Origin of the sequence: Candidatus Nitrospira neomarina, assembly GCF_032051675.1 — a bacterium.
GTDB lineage: Bacteria > Nitrospirota > Nitrospiria > Nitrospirales > UBA8639 > Nitrospira_E > Nitrospira_E neomarina.
Genome location: NZ_CP116968.1, coordinates 382,521 through 397,692, shown reverse-complemented (window position 1 = coordinate 397,692; position 15,172 = coordinate 382,521). Strand labels below are relative to the sequence as shown.

The 15,172-nt window shown below is 52.4% G+C and carries 11 protein-coding genes and 2 pseudogenes; 6 read left to right on the top strand and 7 right to left on the bottom strand.

All coding sequences use genetic code 11. From position 1 onward, the window contains the following. Positions 1-241 precede the first annotated feature (241 nt). Positions 242-754 (top strand): Mut7-C RNAse domain-containing protein, encoded by a 513-nt coding sequence (locus PQG83_RS01770; RefSeq protein ID WP_312746084.1) that lies wholly within the window; start codon positions 242-244, stop codon positions 752-754. A 303-nt stretch (positions 755-1,057) separates the two neighbouring features. Here PQG83_RS01770 and PQG83_RS01765 read toward each other — a convergent pair. Continuing rightward, positions 1,058-1,275, bottom strand: a pseudogene (locus tag PQG83_RS01765) (oxidoreductase); the annotation flags it as partial. A 260-nt stretch (positions 1,276-1,535) separates the two neighbouring features. Here PQG83_RS01765 and PQG83_RS01760 point away from each other — a divergent pair. Beyond that, the gene (locus tag PQG83_RS01760) at positions 1,536-2,147 is read left to right on the top strand and encodes a hypothetical protein (RefSeq protein ID WP_312746081.1); all 612 of its coding nucleotides are present in this window, start codon (positions 1,536-1,538) and stop codon (positions 2,145-2,147) included. A 178-nt stretch (positions 2,148-2,325) separates the two neighbouring features. Here the strand turns inward: PQG83_RS01760 and PQG83_RS01755 are convergent, their stop codons facing one another. Continuing rightward, positions 2,326-2,514, bottom strand: a complete 189-nt coding sequence (locus PQG83_RS01755; protein WP_312746078.1) for a hypothetical protein — start codon at positions 2,512-2,514, stop codon at positions 2,326-2,328. A gap of 423 nt (positions 2,515-2,937) precedes the next feature. Between PQG83_RS01755 and PQG83_RS01750 the strand changes: the two genes are divergently transcribed. After that, positions 2,938-3,063: a hypothetical protein gene (locus PQG83_RS01750; RefSeq protein ID WP_312746076.1), complete on the top strand. Its 126-nt coding sequence runs from the start codon at positions 2,938-2,940 to the stop codon at positions 3,061-3,063. A 247-nt stretch (positions 3,064-3,310) separates the two neighbouring features. On the opposite strand, the gene PQG83_RS20845 is transcribed toward PQG83_RS01750, so the two are convergent. From PQG83_RS20845 to PQG83_RS01730, 5 genes and pseudogenes are all read right to left on the bottom strand, one after another. Continuing rightward, on the bottom strand, positions 3,311-3,526 hold the full coding sequence (locus tag PQG83_RS20845) for a transposase (RefSeq protein ID WP_376753625.1): 216 nt from the start codon (positions 3,524-3,526) through the stop codon (positions 3,311-3,313). Continuing rightward, complete coding sequence (locus PQG83_RS01745) at positions 3,429-3,749, bottom strand: hypothetical protein (RefSeq protein ID WP_312746074.1); 321 nt, start codon at positions 3,747-3,749, stop codon at positions 3,429-3,431. The genes PQG83_RS20845 and PQG83_RS01745 overlap by 98 nt, the downstream gene beginning before the upstream one ends. A 127-nt stretch (positions 3,750-3,876) precedes the next feature. Next, positions 3,877-6,243 carry a hemopexin repeat-containing protein gene (locus PQG83_RS01740; protein WP_312746071.1) on the bottom strand — a complete coding sequence of 789 codons (2,367 nt, stop codon included), beginning with the start codon at positions 6,241-6,243 and terminating at the stop codon, positions 3,877-3,879. A gap of 160 nt (positions 6,244-6,403) precedes the next feature. Further along, on the bottom strand, positions 6,404-6,973 hold the full coding sequence (locus tag PQG83_RS01735; RefSeq protein ID WP_312746069.1) for a hypothetical protein: 570 nt from the start codon (positions 6,971-6,973) through the stop codon (positions 6,404-6,406). A gap of 543 nt (positions 6,974-7,516) precedes the next feature. Beyond that, a pseudogene (locus PQG83_RS01730) lies at positions 7,517-8,561 on the bottom strand (IS5 family transposase). Positions 8,562-9,078: 517 nt separating this feature from the next. Here PQG83_RS01730 and PQG83_RS01725 point away from each other — a divergent pair. Genes PQG83_RS01725 through PQG83_RS01715 form a run of 3 tightly spaced genes read left to right on the top strand, consistent with a single transcriptional unit; the run spans position 9,079 to position 15,016 of the window. Next, a complete protein-coding gene (locus PQG83_RS01725) occupies positions 9,079-12,114 on the top strand; it encodes a hypothetical protein (RefSeq protein WP_312746068.1) in 3,036 nt (1,011 codons plus the stop codon). A 33-nt stretch (positions 12,115-12,147) separates the two neighbouring features. Then, positions 12,148-14,463: a gluzincin family metallopeptidase gene (locus PQG83_RS01720; protein ID WP_312746066.1), complete on the top strand. Its 2,316-nt coding sequence runs from the start codon at positions 12,148-12,150 to the stop codon at positions 14,461-14,463. Between the two features lie 10 nt (positions 14,464-14,473). Next, positions 14,474-15,016 (top strand): SixA phosphatase family protein, encoded by a 543-nt coding sequence (locus PQG83_RS01715; protein WP_312746064.1) that lies wholly within the window; start codon positions 14,474-14,476, stop codon positions 15,014-15,016. Positions 15,017-15,172 lie beyond the last annotated feature (156 nt).

The window sequence follows — 15,172 nt, the reverse complement described above, 5'->3', positions numbered from 1 at the left end:
CTCAGAGCCCAAAAACCACAACCTATGACAAGACAAAGAAACCGGTTCAAATATTATCCTCCCCTAAGCCGTCCCCAAATCGGTCAAATCATTTCTGGTGCTGCGGTAAATCGTGTACATTATTCGGGCGAAACAGATCTGCGTGAAAATCCCTCTCCTTTGTAAAGAGGGGGACTCTGGAACGATCACCCTATAAATTTACCCATGCGAATGTCGGAATGCTCCAAAAACTCATTGTATCATGACTCAAGCTCATATCCCGAAACAGAAATTTTTCGTTGATGCCATGCTAGGCAAGCAGGCCCGATGGCTTCGTATCCTTGGGTATGATACCGCGTATGAGCGGAACATTGCCGACGGCGCGATCGTCGATCGAGTCTTGAATGAACATCGATGGCTTTTAACCCGGGATCGATATCTGGTCCAACGGAAAGCCGTTCGAGGCCGTTTTACGCTTATTCGTAGCGACTTCGTGACCGAACAATTACAGCAAATCCGAACGGAACTTGGGATCAGGCTCGCGATTGACGAGGAGACGGTGTGTCGCTGCGTTGCCTGCAACCACATTCTGGAAAATATCCCACCTGCTCAAGCCGGTCCACGAGTGCCTCCTTTTGTCGCCAAACATCACACGCACTTTACCGGTTGCCCAAATTGTGGCCAACTCTATTGGGCAGGTACGCATTGGGGTCATCTTCAACAGCAGCTGAAGCTGCTGAATCAGGGGGCAACCAATCAAGTCCCCGATCAATAGCTGATTTCATAAAGTAGAGAAACTCATCTTGAGGGAGGAAGGTGTGCATGGCGAATGCCTCATCATGGCGGCCCTTAAGGTGGCAAGCACTCTCCTGCAATGTAATCGATGGGCAGTGAGTTCCTCCCCACACACATGCGTGCAAAGCCAGGTAATTTGACGGTATCCTGTTCATCCCATTTTTTCTGATAGCCTGGGATAGTCTATATACCCTTTTCGCCCCAAGGGGCGAATACCAATGTTGCATATCAGCGGGCTCGATCAGCACAGCATTAAGCCGCAACTTCACCGTGTACATGCTGGGGGTGTATTCCAGCCATTCGCTGGGAGGAAATGGTGGTGGCTTCGGAAATTAATACCGCCGAACTTCGCTGCCGGTAATATTCAGCCATTAAGGCATTTCTCAACCGTGCCTTTCCGGCTCGCGCTCTGGTCATCGGCGCTAAGATGACCCGATTCTTCAGGTGCAGGGCACCTAATTGGAATGAGGTCAGCAAATGAAGTTGGGTCATTTTTTCCATCCAGGGTTACAGTGGGATTACGTGTACCTAACGCGCAATTGTGAGATTCGCATTGGTTGGTTTATATTTCACGATGTGAGATTATTTCAATGCGGCTCAAGACTGTCCATTCTAACTGACAGTCCACATATAACTGAGTGGATGGTCAACATCACCGCGTGAGGTCGAAATGAGCCGATGTCCAAATTTCTGGCATCACACCTCATACACACACGGCGGGTGACATGAACGTAATTTTACCGAACCGGTGATGGTACCTCATGGACGAACTACTACCTGGAATTTTTCATTGGCGAGTTGTTCACCCCGACATCCAAATTGAAGTCGACAGCTATTACGTCTCCTGCCTGAACCCGACTTTTCTCATCGATCCGCTGGTACCTCAGGAAGGGACCGACTGGTTCAGGGAACGGCCGGCCCCGCAACACATTTATCTGACCAATCGGCTCCACGACCGCCACTGCCGACAATTTATCAAAAACTTTGGCGTCATGGTCTGGTGCCATGAGGCGGGGCTGCAGGAGTTTACGGACGGGAACTTGGCCGTTACGGCGTTCCGGTTCGGCGACGAATTGCCGGGCGGTGTCCGTGCACTTAAAATCGGCATACTCTGCCCTGAAGAGACGGCTCTGCTGCTCCCAAGTGCCGGCGGTGTGCTATCTATTGGTGATGCCATCATCAATGAAGACGGCGAACTCGGCTTTGTCCCTGACACGCTGATTGGCGATAATCCATCCGCCGTCAAGCGTGGCCTGAAAGCCGCGTTCCTCCGGATTTGTCAGGAGGAGACCTTCGATCATCTGCTGTTCGCCCATGGGAACCCTATCATTGGAGGAGGCAAAGACACGCTTCGCACTTTCTGTCAGCGCTGAGCTATCGACCGCCGCCCCTGTTTCAATTCCAACTGCAAACACCAGAGTCTTTCATCGTAGACCCACAGGGGAATTGAAGCTGTTAAATAGTCTGGCAATTTCAAGATATCGCGCGACTATATTTTCCCACCTTTAATTGTTAATCGAATTGAAGTTTGTAGAAGTCCCACGGAGTTAATTAGGTCAGTATTTTACCTCGCCAATCCGCAGCTCGTTCATTACTGATATTGGTTAAATGAACATGCAATTCATACAGATATTTCCCGGGCTTCTTTAAGAACACCTCCATCGCCAATGGCAACCGGGGCACTTCCTCAGAATCTTCAGCCGCACTGGCTGTGGGAGGTACGAAAATTGTCAAAGCCAAAATAAATAAGCTCAATCTTGAAAGAAGGTGGCTAAAGAAAACTTTATGCATAGGCTGGCGCATAATCTTCATCTGACTTTTTTAGGACCTTTCAAATACTCTCGAAGCAAGATAAGGCCTTTTCAAACGAATGGTCAAATCATTTTCGGAAATCCCGTGGTTGTCCATACAACACAAATCTGCAAGAAAAAACCCCTCCTTTGTATGTAGAGGTCGGTTCCTGCGGACACATCAGGCAATAGCAAGGGGAGGTAGAGACGCCAGGTGCCAACTTGCAGCAAGGGCTGCTGACGCAATCTCTGGGGGAACACAGGTAAACCTCTACTCAGACTTAACTGTTACGAAATTAGCAGGTCAGAAAACCCTTTCTTCCGCAAATTTGGCTACAAATCCCAAATAAAAACGGAAAGGAGGCTGGGGCTAATGGACGATTTAGAACTTTTCGAATTGACCAACCAGGACCAGAATTCTTCGATTTTCTGGCTGCCTAGAGTAAAGGTGAGGCAAGAAATGGGGTGCGTGGATGGGACGAATACCGAACTTATCTAATCGAAAAGCCACCCTTGAAAATCCTTGAATATTTCTCGGGTTAGGGTAAGCTTAATTTTTTTGGCCATACGGAGAGTGGGAAGAGTTATTGTCAAATGTAGTGTATGGAGCGTTGCTCACGCGGCGACTGAGTCCGTAGTTGGTAGTTCTATCCCATCGGTAAATTGGATGCCCGCGATGCTTTGGGCAACTCCTTAAATCCTCGTAATCGTCTCCAGGTTTTCTCGGCACTGCCCCAACTTAAATATCATGTGCATGGGGTTCGTGTCCGGAGGCTCGGCCAACGGGCAGTCGGAGAGGCATAGAACATGAGCCGCTCCTCCCGATCTTTTTCCAAGCATGCAGTGGCTTTGGGATATTTCGTATCATAGGTGTTGAGGAACCCTTCGAATGCCTGCTCCGCCTCCACTTTGGTCTCGGCCCGCCAGATTTCTTGTAACGACTGCTTGGCTTTTGGTTGCACCCTTTTCGGAACCCGTCTGAATGCCTCGTGCCGGATGATGACCGCTAAGGACCACTCGGGCATGCCCCTGCTCATCTCGTTGGTCTGCATAGGTGGCTAAAAGTTCATCCACCTCCACTTTTAGAGCTTGGGCGAGCAGCTGTTGGGCTCCACTCCGAATCAAGTCCGTCAGCGCATCGGTCTTTTCTCGATTTTCTTCCCCTGTTTTGGTACGCTCCTGCATCGTGGCGTCTCTCCTTTTGGTTGAAGGTGGATGTGTGAGAACAACCATTTCAACCCGAGACGCCGCATGGTTTCAATTCACTCCATGCACTACCTTCGAATATAACTTAGTGGGAACCGTTGATAAATTATCCGAGCTCAATAACCGAACCACCAAGGAGGCGGGGAAAGGGCATCCAATTTAAATTGATCCACCGTGGATATGTGGGATCGATGCCATTGGATACATTCGAATAGCGTACGTAACGGCCTGCCTTAAAAAAATAGATCTGGTGACTGTCGAAACGCATCAGGGCGGTATCGATTCCACTGGTAAAGCTAGTGGGGAGGCCGGGCCAGTTGTCCGCAATCGGTTTTGGGTAGCCGAAGTCAGGACCATCTGCCGGATTGGTGATTCGAACGTATTGGGCACCCTTAAAAAAGTAGATTTTTCCGTTTGACTCCCGCCAGAAGGCCGCATCAATCCCTTCATTGAAGGAGGCAGGGAGGCCGGGCCAGTTGTCCGCAATCGGTTTTGGGTAGCCGAAGTCAGGGCCATCTGCCGGATTGGTGATTCGAACGTATTGGGCACCCTTAAAAAAGTAGATTTTTCCGTTTGACTCCCGCCAGAAGGCCGCATCAATCCCTTCATTGAAGGAGGCAGGGAGCCCCTTCCAGTTGTTTTTGATCAGAGTTGGGAAACCATCGTCCCTAAGCCCTCCGACATTGGAAAAACGAATATATTCATCCCCACTGAACAGATATACTTTATTGTTAGACTTACGGTAAAGCGCAGCATCAATCGATCTCATAAAGGCTCCCCAACCTAAATGCTTCGGTGTGTATTCACAAATGGCTTGACTGTTGTTCTTCATTATGCAAGATACGGTTGTCCCTGAACAATTGGAGCAGTTGTCGTTAGGCGCACGGAAAAATCGGCCCTTGAGAGCACCACAGATGCAACCACTGTTGGCATACTCGTCTGGGGCTCCAAAGATATGACCGGTCTCGTGGGAGAATACTCGGTTGAAACTGTTGTTTGATTTCGGGGCATATCTCATGGTCGTGCGAGGTGTACCGGCATAAGCAAACCATGTAATCGGATGTGATGTGAAAATTGCAATAAAAGCCCAGTCAGTGTTATGGCTGGCTCGCAGTTGCTGTGCGTATTCTTTGATGTCGTCAACTGGAAGGCCAAGTTGAGCGAAAGCCTTGTCTCTCCACAATCGTTCTGCTTCATTTTTGTTGAGCCCGATTGGTTTTGGGTACCCCTCATCAATGTCACCTCGCCCACCTGGCCGACGAATATAACGTCCACCATTGACTCTGCCTTTCTTGAAGAAATAGATCTTGTCATTGGTAATTCTATAAAGGGCGGCTGTTATATCCTTTCCGAAGCTGGAAGGCACTTGCCAACCTTCTTCAATTTTTCGGGGATAGCCAGAATCAATCCCTTGGGAAACGTTTGAGAATCGCACATACTCGTCTCCTTTAAAAAAATAAATTTTCCCGTTGTGTTTGCGCATGAGGGCGGCATCAATACCCTCTTGAAAGGAAGTGGGCATTCCCGGCCAATTATCCTTTATCTTCTTTGGATAACCGATATCCATCTTCTGATCGATACCAGAGAATCGGACATACTCGTCCCCCTTAAACAAATAGAGTTTATCATTTGATTCCCTCCACAAGGCGGCGTCTATACCTAAATTAAAGTTGGCTGGCATGCCTTTCCAATTGTCAGAAATTGCCTTTGGATAACCATAATCGAGATTACCGTTTGCACTCATACGGATATAATTAGACCCCGAAAACATGAAGATCCGGTTGTCGCTCGGCCGCTGAAAGGCAGCCCTAATTTCGCGATTGAAAGTTTCATTGGGCACCGGCCATCTGGAACCTTGCCATGGCTCAATGTCCACCGTGGCGTACTGCACTGTGGTGACCCATGTTAGTTTGGCACTGGGTTCCTGATCGGCCAGCCAATCGAGGCCCTCTTGGACTTCGGCGACAATCTTTTTCTGATCGTTTTCGTCAAGCTCAAGGTCGCCGGGCCCATCTACAATGATGATAGAGACTGCGACTCGATTGATCATTCTTTCACTGGTGTGGGTGGACGGTGCAGTGTGGGCGACAAGGGCTGGAACAAAAAAAGCGCTTTCGACCAACTCGAAATCCGGTTCAGGAATATCATTAGTAACACCGGTTATTCGCGGGTCATCCCAATCAAGGTCGGCTTCAGGCACGTGACGCTTGGATTCAAGAAACTCCTTGCTTTGACGAAAGCGCCAAGCATCTAGGAGAAGCGACTTCTTATTGTTTGCCAGGGACTCGACATCCTGTATTTGCCGAAGGCCGACAGGGAGAGCGACATCTCCCCCGATGTCGTAGAGGACAAGCGTACGATCATCAAGTTGGAGACGGACATTGATACCGCGCTCGGCAAGTTGAATGATAATATCCTGTGGATCGTACTGATTGTCGATTGTAAAAATTGCCTGATCTATTGATTCACTCATGGTAATTCTCCATTTTAGAATGAGCTACTCCTCAGCTTCATCGACCAATTGTCTCCCATCTGGAGTCAACTCATAGATAGAGAAGAACCTATAAAATTGGTATTGGGCTTCGGGGTAAGCTCGAACTTAAGGCTGCTCCTTATGTGATGATACATTTTCTCTAATCTGTATCTGTTCCCCCTCCAGTTGTGCAAACCACATCTGGATTATCGGGGTCGGTGGGACCACTAGAGCCACATCCACAGGGTTCATCAGCATCACAACCAGAGCCAGCCAAAATTGCTAGGGCGCCTAAAAGAATCCAACCTATTATTGGTTGTGGGTCTCGATCATCTGCTCGTATAAACCCAATTTCCCGTGCTTTATCAACCGCTTTATTACGTCTTTGCATTGAACCAGAATTGCCAAATGCCCTAAGAATAAACATTAAATCTCTAGGACGGCGATCAGCTATCTCTTGGAGACGTCTTCCAAGCTTAGATATTTCTTTAATATCATCCGGATTCACCGTTGATAATTCATCCTCTAGATTAAACAAAAGTGCTCTAGCAGCAAAGATTCTCCTCGCCTTTGGCGATTCAGTAGCCAAAATCATTCTCCTTACCTTGGGTGTTTCACTTAATAGCGCTGGGTCACTTATTTGAGCGTATACTCTCGAATTTGCAAATAAAAATAAAAAACAAGAACCCATAATAAACAGGTAGTGAATAATTGAAATCCCTAGACTCATTTCCCACCTCCTTTTTGAGGTTAAACTCACAATTATAAAATAATTCTACGAATGATTATTGGTTAATAGACGTCATGATAATTGCCAAGAAGCCTTACCCTGAATCATCTTGAGAGCATTTAGTTAGGGGGATGGTCGTCCGCGACAGCAGGGTGCAATTAATGAAAATAATTTCAAATAGGTTCAATCGACGCATCCCCCCTCTAGGATTAGGATTTCAACAAAACCAAAATTGTCAACTTAATCCATGCTGTAGCCATAAATCTTGGATTACCAGCAAACGGCATGACCAGAGAAGGTTTGAAGTATTCGCAAAATAATTTCCTTCTGCTCGAAAAAAAAATGAATGAACCAATTGTTTTTGCAAGGAGCAATTATTATACCTAGCCAGCGTGAGTTTAAATTTTGGCCTCTAACAACGTGCGGGTTGGCTCGTTCGTACTCGCCGTAACGGTCCGGGCATGGAAGCCGGGATCAAAATCAGAAGCCAAAGGGGCTTGCGCTCATCCTGCTTTTGCTTCATGGGCGGCACCAGTCCCATGATTATGCGGATTGCTTCCCGACCGCGGGCCTCAACACGAGAAACAGCTGGAAGTTGTACGTGAGATTCTTCAGTCCGATCTTGGCACACGTTCGAACCAGGCCAATGGTTCGAATCAGTTTGCCGCCCATCGCCGTAGCCTGATGGCCGAAGCCATGTTCAACGCGGGCGCGGATATCGCTCCGGTGTTGATTGGTTTGGATCTGTTTGGCTGTCAAGGGCCTCAATACGCTTTGTACTGAATCTTCGAGCGGAGCTTCCGTTTCTTGAGTTGGATTTCGATTTCTTCCGAGCGATAGGCGGCATTGCCCCACACGTCCCGACCGGCGGCCTTGTTCTGCAACACCTCCTCGAGGACTTGACTGTCATGGCCCTCCGGCATCGGTCATCTTTATAGCGCCAAATGAGTTTGTGTGGCTTATCAACGTTCACATGATTCTTAAACCCAAAGTGATTGGGCCCGTGCTTTTTTGCCCAGCGCGCATCCCTGTCTTTCTGCCGCCGCTTCGCGGCGTAGCCTTCCCAGTCCGCCGGACAGTCCCCCGCTCTCACTGTGACCTTTTCTTCGCGGGTATTTCGTTGTTTCCGGACAGGGATCAGTGAGGCATCAATGAGTTGACCTCCACGAGCTGGTAACCCCTGGCCTGTCAGATACGTATCAAATTGGGTGAATGGCTTTTCAACAACCCCGGCTTGAGTCAACGTTTCAGGAAACAACCAGATGGTCTTGGCATCGGGGATCCGCTGATGCAGGTCGAGGCCTAAGAAGCGCATGAAGGAGAGCCAATCCCGAAACTGATATTTCGTTTGGTCATCGGACAAGTTATACAGGGCTTGTAGGACCAGGACTTTGAACATGAGCATCGCATCAAACGGTGGACGGCCACCCTTCAAACACTTGGAGCGACCCAAACTCTGCTCCAGCGTCTTGCGAAAGCGGGCCCAGGGGATGTGTGTGGCGAGTTGTTCTAACGAATCCCCTTTCTGAGTGAGGGCATCGTAGCGATCAGATAAGTCAAAGAAGCCAAGATGACCAGGTGTGTCCATGAGCCATCCTCCTTGGAGGAAACTGATGCCAGAAGTCGAGAGAATTGTCAGTAGTTTTTGAGGTGCCCTTTTCTTACCTCCGCAATACCACGGGCGTGAGCCCGTGGATGGAATGGGGAGAATCAGTAAGCCGCAAATACCAAATATATTGAACAGCAAGGCCAAGTGGACAGCGGACCAACGAAGCTTGAAATTTAGAGACGGGTGTAAGCCCCTGGAGGTTCATTTGCACTTACAAAGAATGTTATCTATTTGGATACAAACTGTATCCATTTGGATAACGCACATCGTTCCATTCACAATACCTTTTTTAGTTAAAACTAACACTGGTGTTTACTTGAAATAACAAGTAGTTGAAATAATTGAAGTTCAAGAATTAACGGTTAAGATAGGCCTCACAATATATATGCTCGTATGAGATTTGCTGGTGTATAAAGATTCTAAGTCTTGTTTTGACTAAATCTCCCATATTGAAGTAACTGAAACTCTTAGCCAAGGAGGGAAAGGAGAGACTGTCATGAAAGAAAGCTATCGGCCAGACCTGAAAGCGCATGTGGTGACTGATACGGCCAACCACGTGCGCGCGATCCGACATTCCCAAGAGTATTGGGAAAGCCCAACCGGTGGCGGCCTAATGACTGCCATTGCCTATTTGCGCCAATTTGCCAGCGTTTACGAAATTCCGACGACAAAGTTGGACCGGCTGGAGACGAAGGTGAGCTTTCTCGATCCGCGCGAGCAAGATGAGGAATACAGGTTGTCGGAAGAACGGCGTCAGTTTGATTCTGAGACCTTCGGCTTCTATCAGACATTTCTGAACGTTCCAGTCTGGCGTGCTGGCTTAAAGGTGTCGGTTAAGCAAGGTCCAACTCGGGTTATCCATTCAGAGGACACTACTCAGCAGGGGGTCGATGCCAAAATGCCGGGCAGGGGAGCTATCGACCGATACCGAAAGGTACTGACCAACTCCAACACCGCGACAATCCAGCGCCGCGCGGTCATGAAGCAGACCGACCTGCTGGCCACCGTGCCCACAGCGGGCGAAAATACCGAGGCCGAGCGCGAGGGGGAAGCCTTCGTCCGCAAGCTGTTCTCCTTCAGGAGTGAGTCCGAGGCAAAGCGTGCTAACTTACGGCTGATCCGGGGACGGTTTTGGGTATACCGTTACGATTCCGCAGCGCGCTTACCCGAGGATGAAGAGCCTGTTGGGCCGGTCGTGAAGGAGCAAGCCTCCTCCAAAACTCGCCGTGGTCGAAAGAGGAGCGGACGGGAGATGCCTGGATTTTCCGTGCCCCGACCCTTCGATATCCCTGAGGTCGACTCCAAGATCAAGGACGGCGCCTACTTCATGGTCGCCGAGATTACCTTTGAGGCTGCGGTAGGTCCCGACCGGCACGTGTGGCGGGTCCTGGTAGAGCTCGAAACCAACTCAATCCTTTACCTCCGGCCGATGTCGGCTTACGTGAACGGCTACGTCTACGAGGAAGATCCGATCACGAAGACTGGGAGCACTACACCAACCAGCGCATCGAACAACGCGACGTTAAACCCACATCGTGACGACGTGATTCTGCAGAACCTCGATCCACCGAATGGCACGCAGTCCCTGTCAGGGACCTTCGCCGTAGTGACGCAAGCCGAAGGTCCAGACATCCCACCACCGACACCACCGGCGGGGAACAATTTCTATTACAACGTGCGCACGAACAATTTCGCCTCAGTCAGTGGCTACTTTCATGTCGATCGGATCTTCCGGACCTTGCAGGACTTGGGCTTTGATGTGGGAACCTACATGTCTAATACTGTATTTCCGGTCCCAGTGGACATTCGCTGCTTCGATATTGTCAATGCGCACTGTGTAGGCGACGGAATGGGCGGGATTGACCACGCGGGCTACGGTGTCATGGATACGAGCATCGCTGGGGACCCCCTCGGCCGAGCCTGCGACCCTCGGGTTCACCTACATGAGGTATTGGGCCACGGAATCCTTTACGAGGCCGTGGACAGCCCCAATATGGGCTTTACCCACAGCGCGGGCGATTCGCTGTCTTTAATCTATTTCGACCCGGATTCTCAATGTAAGGGGGTTGATGGCACCCCGCTGGGTAAACCCGGAGACCTTCGTTTCACCTACGTCCCCTGGCATCCATCTCTCAACCGTCGGTGTGACCGGAACGTGGCTGATGGCTGGGCATGGAACGGGCTTCGCGACAACGGTCAATATGGTTCTGAGGAAATCCTCGCGACCACGCTTTTCAATTTCTACCGTTCAATCGGAGGGGATCACCCGAACCTCGGACGGCGGCAGTTTGCCTCGCGCATGGCGATGTACCTGATCCTGCGGGCCATTGGGGATCTGACACCGGCAACCGACCCACAGTACGCGCGGGACTTCGCGTCCGCACTGATGGCAACGGACGCGCTCAACTGGACAAGCGAGGGCGTGTTCGGCGGTGCCTACCACAAAGTCATCCGCTGGGTATTCGAGAAGCAGGGCGAGTACCAGACACCGCTTGTAATCAACGGCATCCCGCCGGATGGGACGATCACTAATGCGGGAGATCCGCCGGAGGTAGATGTGTACATCGATGACGGACGTGCGGGTGAGTACCCCTTTCAGCATGTGCACTGGCACACGACCACAATCTGGAACCGCAGGGTGCCCGACGGTCTTGATGCCCACCAGGAGCCAGAGTTGGGGTCGACCAACTACGCCTACGTCAAGATCAAGAACCGCGGTACGCAGCAAGCGCAGAACGTTGTTGTGTTCGGTTACCACACCAAGCCCGGCGCGGGGCTGAACTGGCCCGGCGACTTCGACGCGTTCACTACTCCCTCCATCAACGTGGGGACGGTCAACGCCAATAACACGCAGGAGGTCATGGTTGGGCCATTCGAGTGGACACCCAACATTAATACTTATGGCCACGACTGCATGCTGATGGTAGTCACCGCAGACGGGGACGCATCGAACGTCGACAATTTTACGGCAGGTGAGACTATTCCCGAATGGCGGCTGGTACCGAACGACAACAATGTTGGCCAGCGCAATGTGAACCCGGTGCCAGGCGGGGGCGGAGAGCAGGGGCTATTGGCCGGGCTCAACGGGGTGAGCTTCCGCGTAGGCAATCCAAACCCACTGCGAGGGATGATGACCTTTAATATCACCCTTCCTTCGCTGCTTTCAAAGCTCGGCTGGCGGTTGGAGCTTGTCGACGTGGGAAGCGGCTTCACACTCGCCTCGGGCGCCAAGCGTGAGGTGTTCATCAAACTGCATCCTGGGAAGCCCTTTAAACGCGATGCAGTGGAGGCTACCAAAAACCGAGATATCCGAATCGACGTGCTGGCCAACGACAACCTAATCGGCGGGATGACATACCGGCTTGATCCTGACCTCTCACGGCCTTGGAACGTTGATCGGCCAAAGGACAAAGGTTGCTTGGATGAGGCACAAAGTTTGGCAGATTGTCTGGGAGTCAAGCAGGAGATCGGAAAGGTCTGTGTAAAGGAGATCGTGGTGAGCCTGAAGGTCAAAAAGGACGACTGCTGCTGATGGTTTCCCCAGCTGCTTAAGTGAGGCAAGGATATGTCTACCAATTTCCACTTGGCGCCGCCACCCAAGACCGTCGATGGGCTGGTGGCGGTGCCCATTGATATTCAGACCATCGACGCAGTTTTTGTCTTCGACGGAGCGACGGCCTCGGCCACTGCCGACGCCACCATCACCTACACGGTGGGGCCGACCGCAGGCAACCCAATCTTTGACTTGCGTCAAGACATCACCACGGCCTGGCTCGACGGCGTCCTGTTTCCCCCCGTGCAGCTCGCGCATCACAGCTTTGGCACAGGTCCTTTCACCGATCTGCGGATAGTCCAGTCGGTACAAAACGCCGGTTCCGTCCATACACTGCGGGTGCAATACCCGCTCACCACCCCAAACTCCCAGCTTGGCGGCAGCTATTTGCCGGTGTTCGAATGGTCGTCCGGCCCCAAACTACGGTTCGTTTTCGGCCTCTCGGATCTCAACCGCGCTCGGTACACTGAGGCTTGGCTCCCCGCCAACCTGATCTTCGACCAGTTCGCCCTCTCATTGGAGATTCAGCTTGTCAACACTGTGGCCGCACACTCGGTCATCACCAACGGCCTCGTCACTATAGTGGGAGCCAACCACTGGCGCCTCAACTTCCCGGCGCGCTTCACAGCACTCTCACCATTGTTAGAGATCCACGCCAGCGAAAACCTGGAGCTGCAGATCGACACCACGGTGCTGCCAGTCTCCGGCAAGAACGTTACCTTAGAAGCCTGGAAGCCCGTCGCCAGCGCTGTGAACCTCATCGCCCAACTCAACACCCTCAAGACCCTCCTCGCCGAAAACGAGAACGCCTATGGCCCCTATCTACACGGCAACCGGTTCGTCGCCTTCTTCAACGGCAGCGGCGGGATGGAGTATGAGGGCGGCACCACCACCTCTACCAGCGCACTGCTCCACGAGACCTTCCACAGCTGGTACGCGCGTGGGATCAAGCCCGCTGCCCAGGCCGACGGCTGGTGGGACGAGGGCTTCACCAGTTTCCACGACGATGGCGCCGACGACGCCCTGCCCTTTGACTTCACCACTGTGCCGGTGATTCTGTGCTCACGCGACCCCTGGCAGCGCCACACCCCCACAAACTCCTACTCGGACGGCTCCCGCTTTTGGCGGGGCATGGCCGCGATGCTGGGCGTGGCGCAGCTCAACGCCCTGATGAAGGATATCTACGTTGCCCACCAGGGGAAACCGCTCTCAACCGGCATGATCGAGGAGTTCCTGCTTTGTAAGTCCGGCAATGCGCAGGTTGTGGACGCTTTTCACCGATTTGTCTATGGACTAGACAACCCGTCACCCGCCCCAGACCTGTGGTTGCGCGATGACCCGGCCGACCCTGGCGCCGACATATGGGGTGGTGCCTTCTGGAACTCACCGGACCTGTGGATCCGCAACGCTGAGGACGGTGGCACTACCCACCAGTCGCCAGAGTACGGCCAGGACAACTGGTTCCACGCCCGTGTTCGTAACAAGGCCAGCGCAGGCGCGGCGCAGCACTTCGTCGTAACCTTCCACGCGAAGGGTTTCGCCGGTACCCAATTCCAATATCCGGGGGACTTCCTGCCGTGCATCGCTGCGCGCGCGGAATTCGACCTAGCGCCTGGTACCACGCGCATTGTCACAGCGCGGTGGCCGCGCGCGCTCGTGCCAGGCGAAGGTACCCACACCTGCCTGTTGGCCTCAGTGATCAGCCGCTTCGACAACCCGGTCCCCAGCCGTCATGTATGGGAGCACAACAATCTGGCGCAGAAGAATCTCACCGTGGTAGACCTGCACCCCAACACCTACCTCATCCTACCCGTGGTAATTGCTAACTGGGATGTGCGCTACAAGCGGAAGTTTTTGTTGGAGGTGATTCGCGTGCACGATTCCGCGCCATTTACGGCGAGTTTGATCCACACCATGCCCGAGATCTTTCGCGACGCCCGGGTGAAGCCGAAGCCGTTTACTCCATTCGTCAGCCAGCCGGGCCACACGCCCGAGAAGGTGGTGCTGGAGTGCGGCGGCCACATCTCTGGTGCCAAGTACGCCTCTCGCAATCGCAACATTACCTCAGCCACGCCCGACTTGATTCAAGCGCGCTTCCCACAGAGCTGGGAAGCCGGTTTCCCGACAAAGGGCGCAGCACGGCTCGCGTTTGACCTGCCGCCCTTCAACCAGATGATGGTAGGGCTTAAGATCTCGGTGTCGCGCGACGCTAAGCCGGGCCAGGTGATCCGGTTACACTTTGTCCAGCGCAGCCTTGCTGCCAAACGCATTGTTGGCGGGATAGCGGTGCAGATCAACGTGGCGAAGCCGCTGGAAAAAACGGGGTGAGGCCGTCGCCATGAACAACTGGAAATCACGGGATCTAAGCTGGCGCAATACTATCATCATCGCCGGGACTCTGGTCGCCATCGCGGGTGTCTACTGGTACTTCTGCTGGGGAATCCCAACCACTGTGCTGCTGGTGCGCCACGCCGATCGGCAGAGCGGAGCGGATGCCCTTACCGCAGCTGGAACTGCCCGTGCCCAGGTGCTCGCGCACCTTATGGAGAAATCAGGCATTAGCGCGATCTACACCAGCGAGGCCGCTCGTACCCAGCAGACTGCGGCGCCGACCGCTAGCCTGCTTGGCATCACGCCGGCAGTGGCTGCCTCGTCCGACGTGGCGAACCTTGTGAGCACCATTCGCACAAACCGTTATGGCCAGAAGGTTTTGGTGGTGGGGCACAGTAACACCGTACCGCAGGTCATCGCTCAGTTTGGCGGTCCGGTCGTCACCATTGGCAGCAACGAATATGACAACCTTTACGTCCTGACCCTGTGCCGCTGTCGCTGGAAGAGCGTCGGGCTTACTAACCTACAGTACGGCGCGGCATCGCCTTAAACCTTTACCCTGGTGAAATCAAACAGGAAGATCCCCGTAATTTCGAGCATGGTAAGCATTGCAGTGCAATCGGAACACCAGCGCACTGCGGATTTGTTTAAGCTTCCAATCGGCTCTAGTGTATGAGAAGCGATTTCATTTTCGAATCCTTAAAAA

Excerpts from the sequence above, each read along its gene's own strand:
- PQG83_RS01715 (WP_312746064.1), top strand. The coding sequence starts at position 14,474 with ATGAACAACTGGAAATCACGGGATCTAAGCTGGCGCAATACTATCATC.
- PQG83_RS01740 (WP_312746071.1), bottom strand. The coding sequence starts at position 6,243 with ATGAGTGAATCAATAGATCAGGCAATTTTTACAATCGACAATCAGTAC.
- PQG83_RS01725 (WP_312746068.1), top strand. The coding sequence starts at position 9,079 with ATGAAAGAAAGCTATCGGCCAGACCTGAAAGCGCATGTGGTGACTGAT.
- PQG83_RS01760 (WP_312746081.1), top strand. The coding sequence starts at position 1,536 with ATGGACGAACTACTACCTGGAATTTTTCATTGGCGAGTTGTTCACCCC.
- PQG83_RS01770 (WP_312746084.1), top strand. The coding sequence starts at position 242 with ATGACTCAAGCTCATATCCCGAAACAGAAATTTTTCGTTGATGCCATG.
- PQG83_RS01750 (WP_312746076.1), top strand. The coding sequence starts at position 2,938 with ATGGACGATTTAGAACTTTTCGAATTGACCAACCAGGACCAGAATTCT.
- PQG83_RS01745 (WP_312746074.1), bottom strand. The coding sequence starts at position 3,749 with ATGCAGGAGCGTACCAAAACAGGGGAAGAAAATCGAGAAAAGACCGAT.
- PQG83_RS01720 (WP_312746066.1), top strand. The coding sequence starts at position 12,148 with ATGTCTACCAATTTCCACTTGGCGCCGCCACCCAAGACCGTCGATGGG.
- PQG83_RS01735 (WP_312746069.1), bottom strand. The coding sequence starts at position 6,973 with ATGAGTCTAGGGATTTCAATTATTCACTACCTGTTTATTATGGGTTCT.